This window comes from Desulfovibrio simplex (assembly GCF_055387835.1).
In genome coordinates this window covers 1,296,784-1,313,430 of record NZ_AP042377.1, presented here as the reverse complement: position 1 = coordinate 1,313,430, position 16,647 = coordinate 1,296,784, and the positions used below count along the sequence as shown (strand labels likewise).

The following is a 16,647-nucleotide window of genomic DNA, read 5'->3' as shown; positions in this document are numbered from 1 at the left end:
GCTATACGGGGGGCAGCATGCCCTTGAGCATGCCCTGGCCAGTGGATTCAAGCACGGCCCGCCAGAGGTCAGAGTAGATGTTCAGCTTGCGCCGCTTGCGGGTGACCAGTTCCAGGGGAAGATGCACGTAGCGGTCCTGAATCTTTCCCACCACCATGTCCGTACGGCCCGCCATGGCGGCGTGTACGGCGTATTGGCCCAAAAAGCCGCAATACACCTTGTCATTGGCGTTGGCAGGCACGGAGCGTATGATGTAGCTCGGGTCAATGTATTTTATGGAGTGGGCCATACCGCGTGCATCAAGGTAGGTGTTGATGAACGTGCGCAGCAGTTCGGAAATGTCGCCAAGCACGGGGTTGCCCGAAGCGTCCGTGCCGTTCTGTTCTGCCAGCAGGTGCTGCCCTGCGCCTTCTGCCGCGACTATGACGGCATGACCGCGGGCTTTCAGGCGTTCTTCGAGCGCGGGCAGCAGGCCGCCCTCACCCTCAAGGGAGAAAGGCGCTTCGGGAATAAGCACAAAATTCACCTCTTTCAGGGCCAGCGCGGCCCTGGCGGCGATGAATCCCGACTCGCGTCCCATAAGCTTTACAAGGCCAATGCCGTTGGGCACGCCGCAGGCTTCTGTATGGGCGCACTCGATGGCTTCTGTGGCCTTGAAGACAGCGGTTTCAAACCCAAAGGACTGTGGAATGAAATTGATGTCATTATCAATGGTTTTGGGAATGCCAATGACGGAAATCTTCAGGCGGCGGGCATGCACCTCATTGCTGATGGCCCGCGCGGCCTTCATTGTGCCGTCGCCGCCGATGACAAAGAGGGCGTTGACGTTACTGCGTTCCAGCGTGTCCACAATTTCCTCGGCGGACTGCGGCCCGCGCGAAGAGCCGAGCATGGTGCCGCCGAAGCGGTGAATGTCCGCCACGCCCTTGGGCGTCAGTTCCTGAAGAGCATGCCCGTATTTGGGAATAAAGCCTTCAAGTCCGTAGGGAATGCCCAGAATTGAAGGCACGTTGTACGCATGAAAGGCCTCCATAACAATGGCGCGTATGACGTCATTGATGCCGGGGCAGAGCCCGCCGCAGGTGACGATGGCGCACTTGGCCCGCGTGGTGTCGAAATAGAGCTTGCGGCGCGGCCCGGCGGCCTCAAGGCATACGCTGAAAGGCTGGCCCGCATCTTCAGTCAGCTCTTCATCCACGAATATCTGTATGGACTTGTCATCGGCCCATGTGCGGTAGGGCAGGTGAGAATCCAGCTTGCAGGGACCGAGGGTGTGGATGCCCGTCTGTAGGGTGCATTCTTTGTTCATGTGGGCCTCGCGGTAAGTTATTTGCTCAATCCAAGCTCATGGGCATGGGCGCGCATGGCTTCAATGGCCAGAGCAAGAAAGGCGTCCAGATCAAGCCCGGCTTCGGCACACTGGCGTATGTTGTCGCGGCTGACGCTGGCGGCAAAGGCTTTATCTTTCATCTTTTTTTTGATGCTCTTTACTTCCATGCCCTCAATGCCCGTCGGGCGCATGAGGGCAGCGGCACTGATAAGGCCGGTGACGCTTTCACCACAGCGCAGGGCGTAGTCGAAACGGCTCTCTGCCCGGCTCCCGTTCATCTCGGCGGCATGGGCGCGTATGGCGGCAAGGGCGGGTTCCGGCAGTTTGTCAGCCAGCAGGTCGGCGCTGTCCAGACCGTGACGTTGCGGATTTTCCGCCGTGGTCGGATAGTCGAGATCGTGCAGCAGGCCCGTAATGGCCCAGATCTCTTCATCTTCGTCCAGATGGCGCGCCAGCGCCCGCATGATGGCCTCGGTGGCCAGGGCATGCTGCATGAGGGACGGAGGGGTGGCATGAGCAGCAAGAAGCTGCAAAGCTTCATTTCTTTGTATCATCGTAGTTGCTCCTGTATCCTGCCAATGTAAAGCAGGCCGGGGATGAAGGCAAGCCAGGCCGGGGAGTTGCTCCATTTTATCGTGCAATGGTGACAGACCCGCGACCATGCCTCATAAACACGTCTGCTTTGCCGGCATGCTTGCGCAAGTATGCATCGCAGGGCTAAACTCCGTCAGGTCGTGTTTGGTGATCGCCCGTCTGTCTCCGAAGTGCGGAAGTTTTGTCCGCAACGGCTTGTCACATGCCCTGTTCGGGGGTGTACGGTTGACAGCGGGCTTTTTATGACCGAAAAGGATTTTTTTGGAAATCGTTTCACAAGGTTTAGCACCGTGACCTCAATGCCCATATATGGCCTGCGTTTTCGCGCGCTTGGCCAGACAAGCTATTACAGCGGTCCTGCCGGTCTCGAACCGGGGGAACATGTGCTTATCGAAGCCGAACAGGGGCATGCGCTGGCCGTCATTGTCTCTGGCCCGGCTCATCCGCTGTCTGATCAGGAAGAACCGCTGCCGCAGATTTTACGGCTGGCCAGTCCCGAAGACGTACGGCGCGGCGAAGCCAACGAGCAGTTGAGCAGGGAGGCGCAGGCCTTTTGCCGCCAGTGCATCCGCCAGCGCGATCTGGATATGAAGCTCGTGGATGTGGAAGTCTTTTTTGACCGCAGCAAGCTCATTTTTTACTTCACAGCGCCTTCGCGCATTGATTTTCGCGACCTTGTGAAAGACCTTGTGCGCGAGTACCGTGCCCGCATCGAGCTGCGTCAGATAGGCGTTCGCCACGAAACCCAGATGGTCGGCGCTGTGGGCAACTGTGGAATGGTCTGCTGCTGCCGCCGTTACCTGCGAAAATTTGCGCCCGTGACCATCCGCATGGCCAAGGAACAAAACCTTTTTCTCAATCCCGCCAAGATCTCCGGCATTTGCGGCCGTTTGCTCTGCTGCCTCTCTTATGAGCAGGAAAACTACGATCATTTCCATAAGAACTGCCCCCGGCTCGGCAAGAAATACCAGACAGACAAAGGCGCCATGAAGGTGCTGCGGGCCAATATGTTCCGCAACTCGCTGGCCGTGCTTACCGAGGCTAATGAAGAACTTGAGCTCACGCTTGAGGAGTGGCAGGCCCTTTCGCCGCACAGGCCCGAATCCGTGCAAAATCCGCAAAATCAGCCGCGTCAGGCCCCCAAACCTCAGGTTGGTGACGGCCTGCTGGTGGTTTCCGCCGCGCCGGATAATCTTGAACAGCTTGACATGATGGATGAGCTTTTTCCGCAGGATGAACCTGATTCGCAGCGCAACCACGAAAATGGCGGGCACAGTGGAGCGGGATTCGCCCACAGCCATGACGCCGCTAATGGCGATGCTGGCGGCGGGCAAAGCGAGCCCGGCAAGCCGCGCCGCAAAAGGCGTCGCAAGCCGCACAACAAGGCAGAATAATTTAGGGCAGAGTAATCTTGAGAATGCACGTTCGTAACGTCTACGGTCACGTACGCCACGGCGCTTGACCAAGCGATTGAACTATGCTCGCGCTGTACGCGGGCTTCCGCCCGCGCGGCCGCCCGCTGGGTTCAAATGAGAATGCTCTGATATAGAGAACAAAATAGCCAATCAAGCCTACGGAGCCTTGAGTGAACACCTTTTTTATCACGACGCCCATTTACTATGTCAATGCCAAGCCCCATCTGGGGCATGCCTACACCACTGTCGTGGCTGATGCCATGGCCCGGTTTCACAGGCTGCTTGGGCAGGACACGCTCTTTCTGACGGGCACGGACGAACACGGTGACAAGATCGTGCAGGCTGCTGAAAAAGAAGGTAAATCGCCCAAGGAATTTGTGGACGGCATCAGCGTGCTTTTTCAGTCTCTCTGGCCCAAGCTGGATGTTGCCAACGACCGCTTCGTGCGCACCACCGATGAGACGCACAAGGCCTCGGTGCAGGCGTTTTTGCAGAAAGTTTACGATGCCGGGGACATTTATTTCGGCGAGTTCGGCGGCCACTACTGCTATGGCTGTGAACGCTTCTATACCGAAAAGGAGCTGGAAAACGGCCTTTGTCCGCAGCACCTGGTCAAACCGGAATTCATCAGCGAAAAGAACTATTTTTTCCGCATGTCCAAGTATCTGCCCTGGCTCAAGGAGCACATCGAGCAGAATCCGTCCTTTATCCGGCCTGAACGCTACCGCTCGGAAGTTCTGGCCATGCTGGAATCCGGCGCTCTGGAAGACCTGTGCATATCCCGGCCCAAATCGCGGCTGACCTGGGGCATAGAGCTGCCTTTTGACAAGGATTATGTGTGCTATGTCTGGTTTGACGCCCTTCTCAACTATATAAGCGCGCTGAACTGGCCTGACGGCGAGGATTTTGAGCATTTCTGGCCGGGAGAGCACCTTGTTGCCAAGGATATTCTCAAACCCCATGCCGTGTTCTGGCCCACCATGCTCAAGGCTGCTGGTCTGCCCCAGTACAAGCACCTTAACGTGCATGGCTACTGGCTTGTGCGTGACACCAAAATGTCAAAATCACTTGGCAATGTGGTTGAGCCCGAAGCCATGAGCCAGCGCTATGGCGCGGACGCTTTCCGCTATTTTCTGCTGCGTGAAATGCACTTCGGGTCGGACGCCAGCTTTAGTGACGAAGCCCTGACCAGCCGCATCAACGCTGACCTTGCCAATGATTTGGGCAATCTGTTCAGCCGGGTGCTTTCGATGACCGCCAAGTATTTCGGCAGCCGGATTCCCGCTCCCAAGGGATTTGACGAGGCTGATGAAGCCATTATTGAACTGACCGCCACCGCCATGCGCAATTTCAGCCAGCTCTTCGGCAACGTGCAATTTTCTCAGGGGCTTGAATCTCTGTGGGAACTGGTGCGCGCCCTGAACAAGTATGTGGACAGTCAGGCGCCCTGGGCCCTGCACAAACAGGGTAATATGGAGCGCCTCGCCACTGTCATGTATGTGCTTCTGGCGGCCATGCGTAAAACGGCAGTGTGTCTGTGGCCGGTCATGCCGGTGGCTTGTGGAAAGATGCTGGAACAGCTCGGCCAGCCTGTGGAGCCCGGCATGCCTCCCGTGCATGCCCTGGAAGCCGAGATGGACAATTTTGAAGGGCTTGTGCCGGGCGCTGTGGTGGCCGAGGCCTCGAACCTCTTCCCGCGCATCGAGGTAAAAAAGGACTCTGGAGAGGCCGAAAAAACCAAGGCCGCCAAGGCGGAAAAGAAAGCCGTTAAACAGCAGAACGCGACCGGCGGCCAGCCCCAGGCCGCCCAAGGTGGCGCGGATCAGACTGCTGCGGCAGCGGGCAAGCCGAACATAGATTTTGACCATTTCAAGGCTCTGGACATGCGCATAGGAACGGTGCTGGTGGCTGAAAAGCATCCCAATGCCGACCGCATCCTGCGTCTTGAAATAGACTTTGGCGAAGGGCAGCCCCGCCAGATCCTCTCTGGTCTGGCCGAGCACTATTCGCCAGAGGCAGTGGTGGGAAAACGCGTTTGCGCTGTGCTTAACCTTGAGCCGCGCAAGATCCGCGGTCTCATGTCGCATGGCATGGTGCTTACGGCCGGCAATGATTCGGCACTGACCCTGCTGGGTCTGGATTCCGACGTCCCCAACGGCAGTGAAATAGCGTAGGTCTGGCTCAGGAGCATGTTACCCTTGAAAAAGGTTACATGCTCTGCCACTGCACTCTCGTGCAGTGGCAGAGCATGACATAGATTCTGCAAAAAAAATCGTAGTTTCGGCAGAATGACAAATTGAAATGTTGAGTATTTCAGAGGTAATCTGGTCAAGTGGCTGGCGCAGTTCCTGTTGGGCGGGCTGATCAGTCCGCCTTGCCACAGGGCTTTTGTTGAAACAGGCGCTCAAGGGCCATGGCGTCCAGCGGGGTGAGGTTGAAACGCATGCCTGTTTCATCCAGCAGCGTGGCCAGGCTTTTGTCAGGATGGCGCGCACGTTCTTCCGACAGATAGGCAGCGGCTTTACGTACCAGCTCGCCTTGCGGCATAATGGTATTCATGGCATACGTCCTTTTTTTCACCAATAACTGTTTGACCGTTTTTTGGCAATAACGGAACATCAATACGCGAGTATGCGGTGCCCGCCACGCGCCTACACGCCCAAGCCAGCGATTCGCCGCACGGCGCGCATTACAGAGGCCAGTTATGGACAACTTGCTCACTGCCCTGATTCTGAGCATTGTTGAGGGACTGACAGAATTTTTGCCGGTATCTTCTTCCGGCCATCTCATTCTTGTTGGCGATTTGCTCGGTTTTGTCGGTGAAAAAGCGGCAACCTTTGACGTTGTTATTCAACTAGGGGCCATTCTTGCGGTTGTGGTGCTTTACTGGAAGCGGTTTTGGGGCCTGGTTCGCCCTCAGCCCTACGTCCGTTTTGCGGGCATGCGCGGCATTACGCTGCTTATTCTTACATCGCTGCCTGCCTGCGTTCTTGGCCTTTTACTGCATTCCTACATCAAGGAACACCTGTTCCGCCCGGCCACCGTGCTTATTGCTCTGGTTGTGGGCGCGCTGTGCATGATCTTTGTTGAAAAGCGCAAGTTCAAGACAACCTGCATCAGCCTTGACGACATGACGCCAAAGCTGGCCCTGGGCATCGGCTGCTTTCAGTGCCTTGCCCTCTGGCCCGGATTTTCGCGCTCCGCGGCAACCATAATGGGCGGCATGCTTTTGGGGGCCAAAAGACCTCTGGCGGCGGAGTATTCCTTTATCGCGGCTGTGCCCATTATGGTGGCGGCCACGGGCTATGATCTGCTGAAAAACCTGAGCATGTTCACTTCTGCCGATATTCCTTTCTTTCTGGTAGGCATGATCGGCTCTTTTGTGTCGGCCTTGCTGGCTGTGAAGGTTTTTGTCGCCCTGGTGGGGCGCATGACCCTGGTGCCTTTTGCCGTTTACCGGCTGCTCATCGCGCCTTTTGTATACTACTTTATGGTGAACTGAGCGGTACGGCAGCCCGTCTGCCAGATGCCAAGGCTCGAAAATTGATAGGGTGCAGGGTGTTGGAAAAATTTTACTTGCCAAGGTTGGGCAAATCTTATATTTAGATCGTCGCGCTGCCTGAGGGCAGTACACGGCAAGGTAGCTCAGTTGGTTAGAGCATGCGGTTCATACCCGCAGTGTCGGGGGTTCAAATCCCTCCCTTGCTACCAGGGTAGTATGGCGCTTGAAAGCAAGTGCCAAAAATATAAGGCGCTTATGCTTCGATGGGTACGCTAAAAGTACACAGAAGCATAAGCGCCTCGTTTTTTTATCCCTTTTTTATCCCTGTTTGCGTGTCTTGTGTAAGGGCGGGCACTGGCCTGACAGTTCACTTCCGGGTGGATGAACTGTCAGGCGGGTTGCTTTTGAAGACGTAAGTTATCAATGTGCACGGCTCGACCCGTTGCGGAATGCCGCGCAGTCCGGCTGCTTCGTCACGAGGAGCGCCTTGGGTATGCGCCCGCAAGGCAGCTTCAACATGAAATGGCCTTGGCTACGCAAGCTGAGGATTACAGAGCCATGTCCCGTGGGCAAACGGGCTGATTTCACTGGGGCGGAGGAGAATACAATGGATAGCTCACTTGTCAGGTGCGCCCTTACTGAAAAGGATGCAGCCACGTTGCGGGCAGTGGCCATGACGGGCACAGGGATTTTTGCCAACGCGGCGGAAGGCGCAACAGTATATTTTACCAGAGATATCAGCCCCAGCGGGCTGACAAAAATCTATGGACATCTGATGCAGGGCCGTACGCTGCCGGGCAGAGTGGCGGTGAAGCTGCATTCCGGAGAGCCGGGGGGACATAACTATCCTGCGCCAGCGTTGATCAAAGACCTTGTGCAGTTTGTGAACGGAACCATCGTGGAGTGCAATACCGCCTATGCCGGAAAGCGCTTCAATACGGCGGACCATATGGCCGCCATCAGGGATCACGGTTTTACGGATATTGCCCCGGTGGATATTATGGATGAAGACGGCTCCGTCTGTTTGCCGTTTGTGCGGGGCAAACACATCAAGGAAAATTTCGTTGGCGCACATTTTGCCAACTATGATTCCTTTCTGATTTTATCCCATTTCAAGGGACACTCAATGGCCGGTTTTGGCGGAGCTATCAAGAATGTGGCCATCGGCATTGCTTCTGCTGAGGGGAAAATGTGGATTCATACCGGCGGAGAAACACGGACCGTTGGCAAATTCATCCGATGCTGCAGGGTAAAAAAAGAACTGTTTCTGGAATCGATGGCAGAAGCGGCAGGTTCTGTGGCTGAAAAACTTGGTACGGACAGAATCGTTTATGTCAGCTTGATGAACAACCTGTCCATTGACTGTGATTGCAACAAGAACCCCACGCCCCCTGAACTGGACGACATTGGCGTTCTGGCGTCCTTTGACCCTGTAGCCCTGGACCGCGCCTGCGTTGACCTCATTTACGCCGCGGACACCGAAAAAAGCGCTTCGTTGCGTGAGCGTATTGAGTCCCGCAATGGAGTACACGTGCTTGACCACGCCGAATCGCTCGGAATTGGCCGTCAGCAGTACACCCTTGCAGGCATTGACGCATGAAAGGCCCGGCGGTGGCCCTGTCAGTGATCAGTGTGAATCCATAGCCTGTTAGCGTGGTCAGTAAAATTCAAAGTAGAGAGTAAAGAGGCTCCAACCGGGCCTTTTTTTTGATGATTTTTCATACGTAATCAATAAGGTGCAGCGTTGTTGGTATAAATCAGGTCGCCAGCGCACACCAAGCAGGAGAGAATGGAGTTGAGGAGAAAAGTCGATGTGTGTCCGGGACAACAGAAAAAAGACAGTAGTATATAAAGGACACCGTTGCTTACGAGATGGAAATTCTGCGCACCAGTTCATCAGCTAACATTTTTGACGGAACCTGCCGCAACAGCTTTTCTTTTGCCTTGTAGTCAGCCCTTTCGTCTTCGGTTCTATACAGCGGCTTTATGGACGAAAATGAGATAAATAGTGGCCCATCACCAGTTAAAATCCATTCTGGATTTGCGTAATTGAGCCGCATAAGCATAATCAGCCAGTTGGCCGGAATGCTGCCGCGCCGTTTCGCATCAGAAATGGAAGATTGCTTGATGCCAAGTAATTCCGCCAGTTCAATCTGCGTTTTTTTGCCAGTTATGAGCTTTATGCGTTCCATTTGTTCGTCAAAGTTCGTCTCAGTATGGGTATCGTTCATAGCCCCTCCGTTAGTTATGATTTTATAGGACTAAAGTCTCTTAATCAAGGTAGAGTTTTCGTATTTACTGGAACAATGGACAAAGATAAAACGAAAGTAATCATGGGACTAATTATTGAATCACTCCGCGAAGGATTAGGCATGAGCCGTTATGCTCTGGCGAAAGAGTCGGGAGTTGACTACGCATGGCTGCGACGCTTTGAAAAAGGCACATCAGGCATTCGTGTGGAAACGCTGATTTTGCTAGCGAGGGGGTTGAAGATTCCGGCAGGTACGATCATCAGCGCTATGGAGAAGGCTTTGGATAATCCCGATAAGTGGCTGGATGAGTATGAAAGGAACAGGAAGTAATTTCTTGGGGTAAATTGATTTCTGGACGGGGTAACAAAATTACGCTGTCGCACGTAAGCAAAAGGCATGCGTAAAATATTGCAGTTTTTTATTGCTTATCTTATGAAATTATTTTATTTTTTCTCGTGTCGGGATGTAGCGCAGCCTGGGAGCGCACTTGAATGGGGTTCAAGGGGTCGAAGGTTCAAATCCTTTCATCCCGACCAGAGATTACAAGGGCTTACGGTGAATATCGTAAGTCCTTTTTCTGTTTGGGGCCATTTGGCCCCACGATAACCCCACCTCTTAAGTTTGATTATCTTTTTTGGAATTATTTTGCTAATCTCTCAGAGGGAGTTGTCTCATGACAAAAGAATATATTGATGCCGTAAAAACGGGAGCTGAAACACTACAAATAGCGGTCGAAACATTTAGAGGGGCAAAAATTATAAGATGGCTGGCCCAACGAGGGCTATGCCCTGTTTGGTTATACAAAAAAAGTCTTGAGAGACAAATTGAGGTTTCCGATGTCATGGCAGAATTGGAAAGGAAGGTTATCGAACGAGACAACGAAATCAAACGCCTAGAAATGCGTACACAGGTGGCGCTAGATACAGAGCGTAAATTGCTTGAAGCTTCAGGGGAAATCTACGTACGGGAAAGCACTAAACAGCTGGCCAGTGTTTTAGAAGAAAATCCTGCTCTTGGATATAATACTCTAGGATTGCTACCTTTAGAGGGTAGAGCTGCGCACTCTTTTGTTGAAAATGCTATAAATCAACAATTTAATTATGAAGCTATTTGTCTTAAAGCTATAAAGAAAAATATTGAGAATGGCAGCGATAAAACTACAAATTCGACTCCAAGCAAAGATTTTGAGACTATTTTTTGGAATAATGCAAAAAATTACTCCGATGAAGTAATACAAGATATTTTTGCAGCTATCCTTTCAGGAGAGATAAATAGTCCAGGATCTGTTTCTTCTCGTGCATTATCGGCGATATCTATAATGTCACAGCATGAACTTCAATGCCTCACGGACTTCAATCAGTATATTTTCAATAATTACCTTGTTCCAATATTTCACTCTAAAGACAAATTTGGATTGAAAGAGGGGCCTTTCGATGTAAGCCTTCTTCCACGATCCAAAAGAGATCTAGAATATTTATCAGAACTTGGCATTTTGAATTATGACTCTCTTGGAAACTGTATGCAATATAGCATAAGACCCAAAATGCATATGAAAATTGAGAACTGCACAAGAACTTATTTAATAAAGAATATAAATGAAACGGTGAAGAATTTTTATTTTTTAGAAATCAAGAAACCATACATGGAAATAGTAAGATTTTTACCACAAAACTATAATTTCGAATATATTGAAAAAATTAAAAAAGCTACTATAGCGCAAGGCTTTTTATGGGAAGAGCTAGAGCAGAATTAACCAACTCAGCATCGCATTAATCCGAAACCCAATTCTCTAGCCAATCGACCAAATCTTCTCGAAGGTCTCTAACCTTCCGGCCCGTCTTGATGGCTTTAGGCCCTCGCCCTTGGCGATCAAGGTTTGCTGATAGCCGCTGCTGATAGGTCTGTCCAAGCGCTTTTCAATATTCTTCCGCAGCACCAAAGGCGAAGCGCCTTGAGTAGTGGTGACAAGCCGGGTTTTTCTGATGCCATGTGAACCTCCGGGCTAATAAAAGGCCACTAGCATAGAAACGCCTGAAGGCGTGAGGAAGTTGGTTCCGTTTCGAGAACTTTTTTTGAAAAAATGTAATTTTGCCCAGACCAACTTCAGGCTTTTGCCTTTTTCCTTGGCTTGGGCATGGAGCCGAATAACTCTTCCGGCTCAACCTCAAGCGCTCTGGCTATCTTCATTATATTGAGCAAGCTCAGATTTCTGCGCCCTTGCTCAACCCCGCCGATATATGTTCTGTGCAAACCGGCCTTGTCTGCAAGTTCTTCCTGAGACATATCGTCCAGCGCTTTCCGTCTGTCACGCACCACCTCGCCAAAAGCCGTCAAGGCTTTCAAATCGCTTTTGCTGTATTCCGGCATAGATTTCCACCTCGTGTATCTTGCCAGAATCAGGAATGACGACTATAAGTCTACAGACTATAAGTATCAGAAGCTCACGATATCCATTGTCTCCCAAGGGGCATTGACAATTTTAATTCTAAAAACTGGCAAGGTGGACTATGGACAGCAAAGAGAATAGCCGGAAGGTATTTGAGGACCAAATGCGGCGGATACAGGATGTGACGGGAAAGAAAACTCAAGTCGATCTGGCTGATTTTTTGGGGACACGCCAATCCTCTGTATCCGATGCAAAGCGCCGGAGAAGGATTCCGGCGGATTGGCTTGTGACTATCATAAGGACGAAAGACGTTCATCCCGAATGGATTTTGACGGGTCTAGGGCCCTGCTATATTCGCATCCCTACGCCGGGGGTCTATGAAACAGGTGATGTCGTCCAAGAGCGTGTGAACGAGGAAGCTGCCCTGCGGAGCTTGTCGTCCAAGGAGCTTGCCGACGAACTTGTCAGGCGAGTTGCTCTGGCGCAGGCAGACGGCTTCACCCGAAAGGAACCCGGTTTCTCGTCTTAGATTGAGCCGAAGGCGAATGCTGAACCCCGCAGGGCAGGATAAGCGGTGGGCCCACCGCCTCTATCCTGTCTTCTTCTTGGGCGTAAAACTCTTCAAATCTTTTCAAACTGGAAGGGCTTTTGAGGAGAATCGAAAGCAGCGGCAAAGACCGGCAATGATTCGAAGGAATTTGAAAAGAATTGAAGTTTCAGGCTTACAGGTGGGCTTTTCGCTTCCTTGTTTAATGCCAAGAGGAACACCAAGAGCCTTAGATATTTTCAGGATGGTTTCAAACCTCGGCTTTGTGCCGGGCGAGAAGGTTTTGTAAAGGCTCTCCCGGCTTAATCCTGTATCCTTGGAAAGTTGGGCCACCCCACGCGCTTTAGCAACCTCACCAAGAGCGATGAGAAATACGTCAGGATTGGGGTCTTCCAGACAAGCAGCAAGGTATTCCTGTATGGCTTCTTCGCTATCGAGATAACGGGAAGCCTCAAATTCGCGGGTAGCTATCTTTTTCATTGGCGTTCCTCCTTAATTATCCGCCACATCTCTTTGGCTTTGGCTATGTCCCGCGTCTGTGAGGATTTGGCACCGCCAAGTATGAGCAGATAAATATGCAAGCCCTCTTGCCCGTAATAAACGCGGTATCCGGGGCCGAAATCAATACGCATTTCAGAAACACCGTCACCAACCGACTTGCAACCTCCGAAGTTGCCCGCCCTGGCCGAACTGATGCGGGCTGCAATGCGGGCTTTTTCGCCCCCGGCCGACGTGGGAAATATGAGATCATTGCATCCCTGTCCGTCATAGCGCCGCTCAAGCACATTCCGTACTTCCCGCGCACCCGGAAGGGAAGTTGACTTGATTGGATTCGCCATGCTCCATATCTCCACCGGCAATTTTGCCCCATCACAGCCCCACCCTTTGTGGTCAAAACAGGTGGTTTTATGTGAATCAATGTGAAGTATGAATAGCGAAACCATCCTTGTTTACCAATGAAAATATGATTAAATGTGAAGCCGCATGAAGCATAAATATCTTGAATGGGGTTCAAGGGGTCGAAGGTTCAAATCCTTTCATCCCGACCAGAGATTTAGAGGGAATTCATGAAAACATGAGTTCCCTTTTCTCGCTTGTGGCTGGATGACAACGTTACAATCAGCCTCTTGGGCTGCTTGCTCCCACCTGAACAACTGCGGACAGTTTTTAACGGCAGGCCAGCGGCGACGGAGTATTATGCTTGTTATCCTGGCGGTGAAAGAGGTTGGGTGCCGGTTCCAGGCATTGCTCCAGCACATTCCTGTCAGTTAGGGAGCGGGCCGGACGAAAGGGAGGCGCTTCAACCATGAAAGTTTCACACCGAGTTGGCGTCAGGCTCTTCCGTCCGGCTGCGTTGCAGTTTTCTGAACAGAGTTGACCTGTTGATCTGAAACATTTCAGCCGCTCTTGTGTAAGAGCCGTAATGTTGAACTGCCTTCTCAAGCAGGTCGGCCTCCAGGGCGGCCATCACTTTTTTGAGTGGTTGCGGCGAACTGGGTAAGCCGGGCGCCACAGCTTCAGCTTCAATAAGATCTTCCTTGTCTGTGAGACAGCCCCGAACCCGCCCTGGTAGGGATTGCGGTTCCACGACGGTATTGTCATGCGTAATGACCAGATGCTGCACCATATTTTGTAATTCACGCACGTTTCCGGGCCAGGAATAATAGGACAAGGCCTTGAACGACCTGGGCGACAGTCTGACGGATCTTTTGTACTTGGCATTGTACTTGTCCAGAAAATGCTGGGTTAGCAGGGAAATGTCCTCAAGGCGTTCGCGTAGGGGAGGCATGATCAGCTTGGCCACGTCCAGACGGTAAAAAAGATCTTGGCGGAATTTTCCGGCTTCGATGTCGGCGGACAAATCTCTGTTGGTAGCGGCGATAATCCTGACATCGACCTTCTGGGCTCTGGGCGACCCCACGCGCACGATTTCCTGGTCCTGAAGCACGCGTAGCAGACGCGACTGCATGGGCAAGGGCAGTTCGCCGATTTCGTCGAGAAACAGCGTGCCACCGTCGGCACTTTCAAAATATCCTGCTTTACCCTGTGCGTTAGCGCCCGTGAATGCGCCCTTGGCATAGCCAAACAGCTCGGATTCAATAAGCTGGGCGGAGATGCTGCTGCAGTCCACTTTGATGAACACCGCGTCCTTGCGTGGGCTGCTGGCGTGGATGATCCGGGCAAGCACATCCTTTCCTGTGCCGGTTTCACCGAGCAGCAGTACCGTGGCATCTGTGGCGGCTATGCGCAGCATGGTGTCCAGCAGCAACTGCATGGGCGGGCTTGCAAAAACGCCTTCCACATGCTTTTGCGCGCCAAGCATGGTTGCCACGCGGTCCTGATACTGCCTGATCAGGTGAGCCTGTTGGTCGATCTGGCGCTGCAACTGCTCAATAGCCGTCACATCACGGGCAAAGGTCGCCACCAGGCAAACCTCGCCCTGGGAGTCAAAAATCGGATAGGCCTGCAGATGCAGGGTCCTTCTTCCACGGTCAAACTCCTGCACAATGCTCGCTGGCTTACCTGTTTTGACGATGAGGGGGTTGAGCACCTTGTTGAAGATGCCCTGTTCTTGCAACTCCAGCACATGAAAACCCTCAAGGCGCTCGCGGGCTACGCCGGTCAAGGCTTCATACGCCTTGTTGACGCGCAGGGTTATTCCCTGCCGGTTGGACAAAAAAATTCCTACCTCCATAAGATCAAGAATCGCATTGATATGCTCTTCCAGGGCGGGGATACGCTTAGAGGTCATTTCGCCTCCATGTGGACAACTTTCGCCGCTCAGCAAAAGAAGAGCCGGAGTTGTCCCTGTATCAGAACGGTGAATGGACGTGTGGTGAAACGCTTTTTCACGCTCTAGGGCCGTAAGACTGCAAAATTTTGCAACGTGCCGGGCAGAGTGAAAGAAGCCGAGCCGCAAATCGGGCTTCGAATTGGCTCGGGCAGAGGCAAGGCCTCGTCTGCTGCCGGCAGATCACAAATGTGAAAATAATGTCATATCCACCTCTTACCCTTGTCCACGCTATATCACAAGCCACAAATATGGCGATGCAAATCGGCAATAACTGAATAGTAATAAGTGGTGCATAAATGCAACGTCTCTTTTGTGACTCACTGGAAGAATAGAAGGATACCAGTAATGCATGTCAACAATATGGGGCAAATTTGCATCATATTAAATGTACTTTATGCTAACGAACACTGACTTATTGCAAAAAGTACGGTACTGATGAAAAACATCTTGTTTTAACAGTATATTATAATGCAAATATTTGTGGCATGTATTTTGCTAAAAAATTCACATGCTAGGCTGAATCTGACTGGTGCGAAAAAGGGGCAACTCAAAGATTCTCATGCAATACGAAATGACAGTGACGTCTTAATGGATATCGGGGATGTTTCATCAGATTGTTTGGCGTATGAGGCAATGCACTTCAGCACAGTTCGGAGGTTTTCGTATGAAGCGGTTTATCATGCTGTTATATGTGGCTCTTTTTTTTGCATTCTCCACCGCAACAGGCGTTCAGGCGGCACAGAAATTTTATGTAGGCTTTCAGCCATATGATACCATTTCTTACCAGGTTATTGTAAACGCAGAGCTCGGCCTTTGGAAAAAATACATGCCGGCAGGCTATGAACTTGAGTTTACCCCCGCCCTGCAGGGAACCATCGTCGCCAACAACATGCTCGCCGGTAAGTCCATAGCCGGGTACATGAGTGTGATGCCCGCCACGATTCTGTGTTCCAAAGACCAACAGGCTAAAATCAAGATGGTGGCCACAGTGGGCATGTCCGACGGCACGCGTTGTTCTCTGGTGCTCGTGCGCAAAGACGCACCCGAATTCAAAAGCAACGCGGAACTCGCCCAATGGCTGAACGGCAAGGTCATTGCCGCGCCCAAGGGCAGCGCTTCTGACCAGTATTTGCGCCGTTTTTTTGAGCGCTACAATGTCAAACCCGGTGAATACCTGAATCAGTCCATCGAAGTTATCGCCACCAACTTCCGCACCAAAAAGCTTGATGCCGCCTCGGCCTGGGAACCCACACTGTCGCGCATTGCCGATGACGTGGGTGAGGGTATTGCCCGCATTGCGGCTGACGGCAGCGCTTGCGACAATCCGGATCTGGGCATCCTGGTTATGCGTGAGGACTTCATCACCAATCATCCCGAAGCGGCCAAGGGCTATCTGCGGTCGGAGCTGGAAGCCCAGCGCTATGTTCTGGATCCTGCCAACCAGGAAAAGGTCATCGAGATGGTGTCCAAGTATGCCACGGGCATCCCGAAGAAAGTGCTCTGGTATTCTCTGTACGGTAAGGTTCCGGCCAACCGGGAAAATCCTGTGCGCGAATGGAAGTCCTTCTACTTCAACCAGAAGGAACTGGATAACATCAAGACCGTTGCCCCCTTTCTGCATCAGGAAAAGGTCATTGCCGTCCCGCAGTTGAAAGACTGGGTGGTGGACGACAGCCTTGCGCGTGAGGTCTTCAAGGAGGCCGGGTATACGCCGGTAGCCCCTGACGCCACGCTTGGCTACATTTACGGGCAAAAAGCTCAGGACTGCCCCTTCAAGGATTAACGCTCTACCATTTGCAGTTTCGCGTAGTTGCCTCCGGGCCTCCT

General features: G+C 52.2%; 16 protein-coding genes and 2 tRNA genes. 10 read left to right on the top strand and 8 right to left on the bottom strand.

Annotation, left to right across the window (positions count from 1 at the left end; translation table 11 throughout):
- Window position 1: 1 nt before the first annotated feature.
- Window positions 2-1,309, bottom strand: a complete 1,308-nt coding sequence (locus tag ACZ5DH_RS05460) for an ATP-dependent 6-phosphofructokinase (RefSeq protein ID WP_464256084.1) — start codon at window positions 1,307-1,309, stop codon at window positions 2-4.
- A 17-nt stretch (window positions 1,310-1,326) separates the two neighbouring features.
- A complete protein-coding gene (locus ACZ5DH_RS05455) occupies window positions 1,327-1,884 on the bottom strand; it encodes an HD domain-containing protein (protein WP_464256083.1) in 558 nt (185 codons plus the stop codon).
- Window positions 1,885-2,223: 339 nt separating this feature from the next.
- Between ACZ5DH_RS05455 and ACZ5DH_RS05450 the strand changes: the two genes are divergently transcribed.
- Together ACZ5DH_RS05450 and metG are read left to right on the top strand one after the other, a co-directional pair.
- Window positions 2,224-3,318 (top strand): PSP1 domain-containing protein, encoded by a 1,095-nt coding sequence (locus ACZ5DH_RS05450; RefSeq protein ID WP_464256082.1) that lies wholly within the window; start codon window positions 2,224-2,226, stop codon window positions 3,316-3,318.
- A 191-nt stretch (window positions 3,319-3,509) separates the two neighbouring features.
- On the top strand, window positions 3,510-5,513 hold the full coding sequence (gene metG / locus ACZ5DH_RS05445) for a methionine--tRNA ligase (protein WP_464256081.1): 2,004 nt from the start codon (window positions 3,510-3,512) through the stop codon (window positions 5,511-5,513).
- 190 nt (window positions 5,514-5,703) lie between these two features.
- On the opposite strand, the gene ACZ5DH_RS05440 is transcribed toward metG, so the two are convergent.
- A complete protein-coding gene (locus ACZ5DH_RS05440; RefSeq protein WP_464256080.1) occupies window positions 5,704-5,898 on the bottom strand; it encodes a hypothetical protein in 195 nt (64 codons plus the stop codon).
- A gap of 145 nt (window positions 5,899-6,043) precedes the next feature.
- Here ACZ5DH_RS05440 and ACZ5DH_RS05435 point away from each other — a divergent pair, with 145 nt between their 5' ends.
- The 3 genes from ACZ5DH_RS05435 to ACZ5DH_RS05425 all read left to right on the top strand — a co-directional run bounded on the left by ACZ5DH_RS05435 (window position 6,044) and on the right by ACZ5DH_RS05425 (window position 8,441).
- On the top strand, window positions 6,044-6,841 hold the full coding sequence (locus ACZ5DH_RS05435; RefSeq protein ID WP_291301313.1) for an undecaprenyl-diphosphate phosphatase: 798 nt from the start codon (window positions 6,044-6,046) through the stop codon (window positions 6,839-6,841).
- Between the two features lie 132 nt (window positions 6,842-6,973).
- Window positions 6,974-7,050 (top strand) — tRNA-Met (locus ACZ5DH_RS05430).
- 398 nt (window positions 7,051-7,448) lie between these two features.
- Window positions 7,449-8,441 (top strand): DUF362 domain-containing protein, encoded by a 993-nt coding sequence (locus ACZ5DH_RS05425; protein ID WP_464256079.1) that lies wholly within the window; start codon window positions 7,449-7,451, stop codon window positions 8,439-8,441.
- A gap of 265 nt (window positions 8,442-8,706) precedes the next feature.
- Here ACZ5DH_RS05425 and ACZ5DH_RS05420 read toward each other — a convergent pair whose 3' ends face one another.
- On the bottom strand, window positions 8,707-9,072 hold the full coding sequence (locus tag ACZ5DH_RS05420) for a helix-turn-helix domain-containing protein (protein ID WP_464256078.1): 366 nt from the start codon (window positions 9,070-9,072) through the stop codon (window positions 8,707-8,709).
- Window positions 9,073-9,147: 75 nt separating this feature from the next.
- On the opposite strand from ACZ5DH_RS05420, the gene ACZ5DH_RS05415 reads away from it, so the two are divergent.
- The 3 genes from ACZ5DH_RS05415 to ACZ5DH_RS05405 all read left to right on the top strand — a co-directional run bounded on the left by ACZ5DH_RS05415 (window position 9,148) and on the right by ACZ5DH_RS05405 (window position 10,846).
- The gene (locus tag ACZ5DH_RS05415) at window positions 9,148-9,423 is read left to right on the top strand and encodes a helix-turn-helix domain-containing protein (RefSeq protein WP_464256077.1); all 276 of its coding nucleotides are present in this window, start codon (window positions 9,148-9,150) and stop codon (window positions 9,421-9,423) included.
- Between the two features lie 129 nt (window positions 9,424-9,552).
- A tRNA-Pro gene (locus ACZ5DH_RS05410) sits at window positions 9,553-9,629 on the top strand.
- Window positions 9,630-9,766: 137 nt separating this feature from the next.
- On the top strand, window positions 9,767-10,846 hold the full coding sequence (locus tag ACZ5DH_RS05405) for a DUF2806 domain-containing protein (RefSeq protein WP_464256076.1): 1,080 nt from the start codon (window positions 9,767-9,769) through the stop codon (window positions 10,844-10,846).
- A 350-nt stretch (window positions 10,847-11,196) separates the two neighbouring features.
- On the opposite strand, the gene ACZ5DH_RS05400 is transcribed toward ACZ5DH_RS05405, so the two are convergent.
- The gene (locus ACZ5DH_RS05400) at window positions 11,197-11,460 is read right to left on the bottom strand and encodes a helix-turn-helix domain-containing protein (protein WP_464256075.1); all 264 of its coding nucleotides are present in this window, start codon (window positions 11,458-11,460) and stop codon (window positions 11,197-11,199) included.
- 140 nt (window positions 11,461-11,600) lie between these two features.
- On the opposite strand from ACZ5DH_RS05400, the gene ACZ5DH_RS05395 reads away from it, so the two are divergent.
- The gene (locus tag ACZ5DH_RS05395) at window positions 11,601-12,008 is read left to right on the top strand and encodes a helix-turn-helix domain-containing protein (protein ID WP_464256074.1); all 408 of its coding nucleotides are present in this window, start codon (window positions 11,601-11,603) and stop codon (window positions 12,006-12,008) included.
- A gap of 102 nt (window positions 12,009-12,110) precedes the next feature.
- On the opposite strand, the gene ACZ5DH_RS05390 is transcribed toward ACZ5DH_RS05395, so the two are convergent.
- The 3 genes from ACZ5DH_RS05390 to ACZ5DH_RS05380 form a co-directional block, all read right to left on the bottom strand.
- Window positions 12,111-12,506 (bottom strand): addiction module antidote protein, encoded by a 396-nt coding sequence (locus tag ACZ5DH_RS05390; RefSeq protein WP_464256073.1) that lies wholly within the window; start codon window positions 12,504-12,506, stop codon window positions 12,111-12,113.
- The gene (locus tag ACZ5DH_RS05385; RefSeq protein WP_464256072.1) at window positions 12,503-12,865 is read right to left on the bottom strand and encodes a type II toxin-antitoxin system RelE/ParE family toxin; all 363 of its coding nucleotides are present in this window, start codon (window positions 12,863-12,865) and stop codon (window positions 12,503-12,505) included. The genes ACZ5DH_RS05390 and ACZ5DH_RS05385 overlap by 4 nt, the downstream gene beginning before the upstream one ends.
- A 476-nt stretch (window positions 12,866-13,341) precedes the next feature.
- Complete coding sequence (locus ACZ5DH_RS05380) at window positions 13,342-14,778, bottom strand: sigma-54 interaction domain-containing protein (RefSeq protein WP_464256071.1); 1,437 nt, start codon at window positions 14,776-14,778, stop codon at window positions 13,342-13,344.
- Between the two features lie 667 nt (window positions 14,779-15,445).
- On the opposite strand from ACZ5DH_RS05380, the gene ACZ5DH_RS05375 reads away from it, so the two are divergent.
- A complete protein-coding gene (locus ACZ5DH_RS05375; RefSeq protein WP_464256070.1) occupies window positions 15,446-16,603 on the top strand; it encodes an ABC transporter substrate-binding protein in 1,158 nt (385 codons plus the stop codon).
- Window positions 16,604-16,647: the final 44 nt, after the last annotated feature.

What these genes read in the sequence shown, in the direction of transcription:
- ACZ5DH_RS05415 (WP_464256077.1), top strand. Translation starts at nt 9,148, where the DNA reads ATGGACAAAGATAAAACGAAAGTAATCATGGGACTAATTATTGAATCA.
- ACZ5DH_RS05380 (WP_464256071.1), bottom strand. Translation starts at nt 14,778, where the DNA reads ATGACCTCTAAGCGTATCCCCGCCCTGGAAGAGCATATCAATGCGATT.
- ACZ5DH_RS05450 (WP_464256082.1), top strand. Translation starts at nt 2,224, where the DNA reads ATGCCCATATATGGCCTGCGTTTTCGCGCGCTTGGCCAGACAAGCTAT.
- ACZ5DH_RS05460 (WP_464256084.1), bottom strand. Translation starts at nt 1,309, where the DNA reads ATGAACAAAGAATGCACCCTACAGACGGGCATCCACACCCTCGGTCCC.
- ACZ5DH_RS05420 (WP_464256078.1), bottom strand. Translation starts at nt 9,072, where the DNA reads ATGAACGATACCCATACTGAGACGAACTTTGACGAACAAATGGAACGC.
- ACZ5DH_RS05390 (WP_464256073.1), bottom strand. Translation starts at nt 12,506, where the DNA reads ATGAAAAAGATAGCTACCCGCGAATTTGAGGCTTCCCGTTATCTCGAT.
- ACZ5DH_RS05440 (WP_464256080.1), bottom strand. Translation starts at nt 5,898, where the DNA reads ATGAATACCATTATGCCGCAAGGCGAGCTGGTACGTAAAGCCGCTGCC.
- ACZ5DH_RS05385 (WP_464256072.1), bottom strand. Translation starts at nt 12,865, where the DNA reads ATGGCGAATCCAATCAAGTCAACTTCCCTTCCGGGTGCGCGGGAAGTA.
- ACZ5DH_RS05405 (WP_464256076.1), top strand. Translation starts at nt 9,767, where the DNA reads ATGACAAAAGAATATATTGATGCCGTAAAAACGGGAGCTGAAACACTA.
- ACZ5DH_RS05435 (WP_291301313.1), top strand. Translation starts at nt 6,044, where the DNA reads ATGGACAACTTGCTCACTGCCCTGATTCTGAGCATTGTTGAGGGACTG.
- ACZ5DH_RS05395 (WP_464256074.1), top strand. Translation starts at nt 11,601, where the DNA reads ATGGACAGCAAAGAGAATAGCCGGAAGGTATTTGAGGACCAAATGCGG.
- ACZ5DH_RS05425 (WP_464256079.1), top strand. Translation starts at nt 7,449, where the DNA reads ATGGATAGCTCACTTGTCAGGTGCGCCCTTACTGAAAAGGATGCAGCC.
- ACZ5DH_RS05375 (WP_464256070.1), top strand. Translation starts at nt 15,446, where the DNA reads ATGAGGCAATGCACTTCAGCACAGTTCGGAGGTTTTCGTATGAAGCGG.
- ACZ5DH_RS05400 (WP_464256075.1), bottom strand. Translation starts at nt 11,460, where the DNA reads ATGCCGGAATACAGCAAAAGCGATTTGAAAGCCTTGACGGCTTTTGGC.
- ACZ5DH_RS05455 (WP_464256083.1), bottom strand. Translation starts at nt 1,884, where the DNA reads ATGATACAAAGAAATGAAGCTTTGCAGCTTCTTGCTGCTCATGCCACC.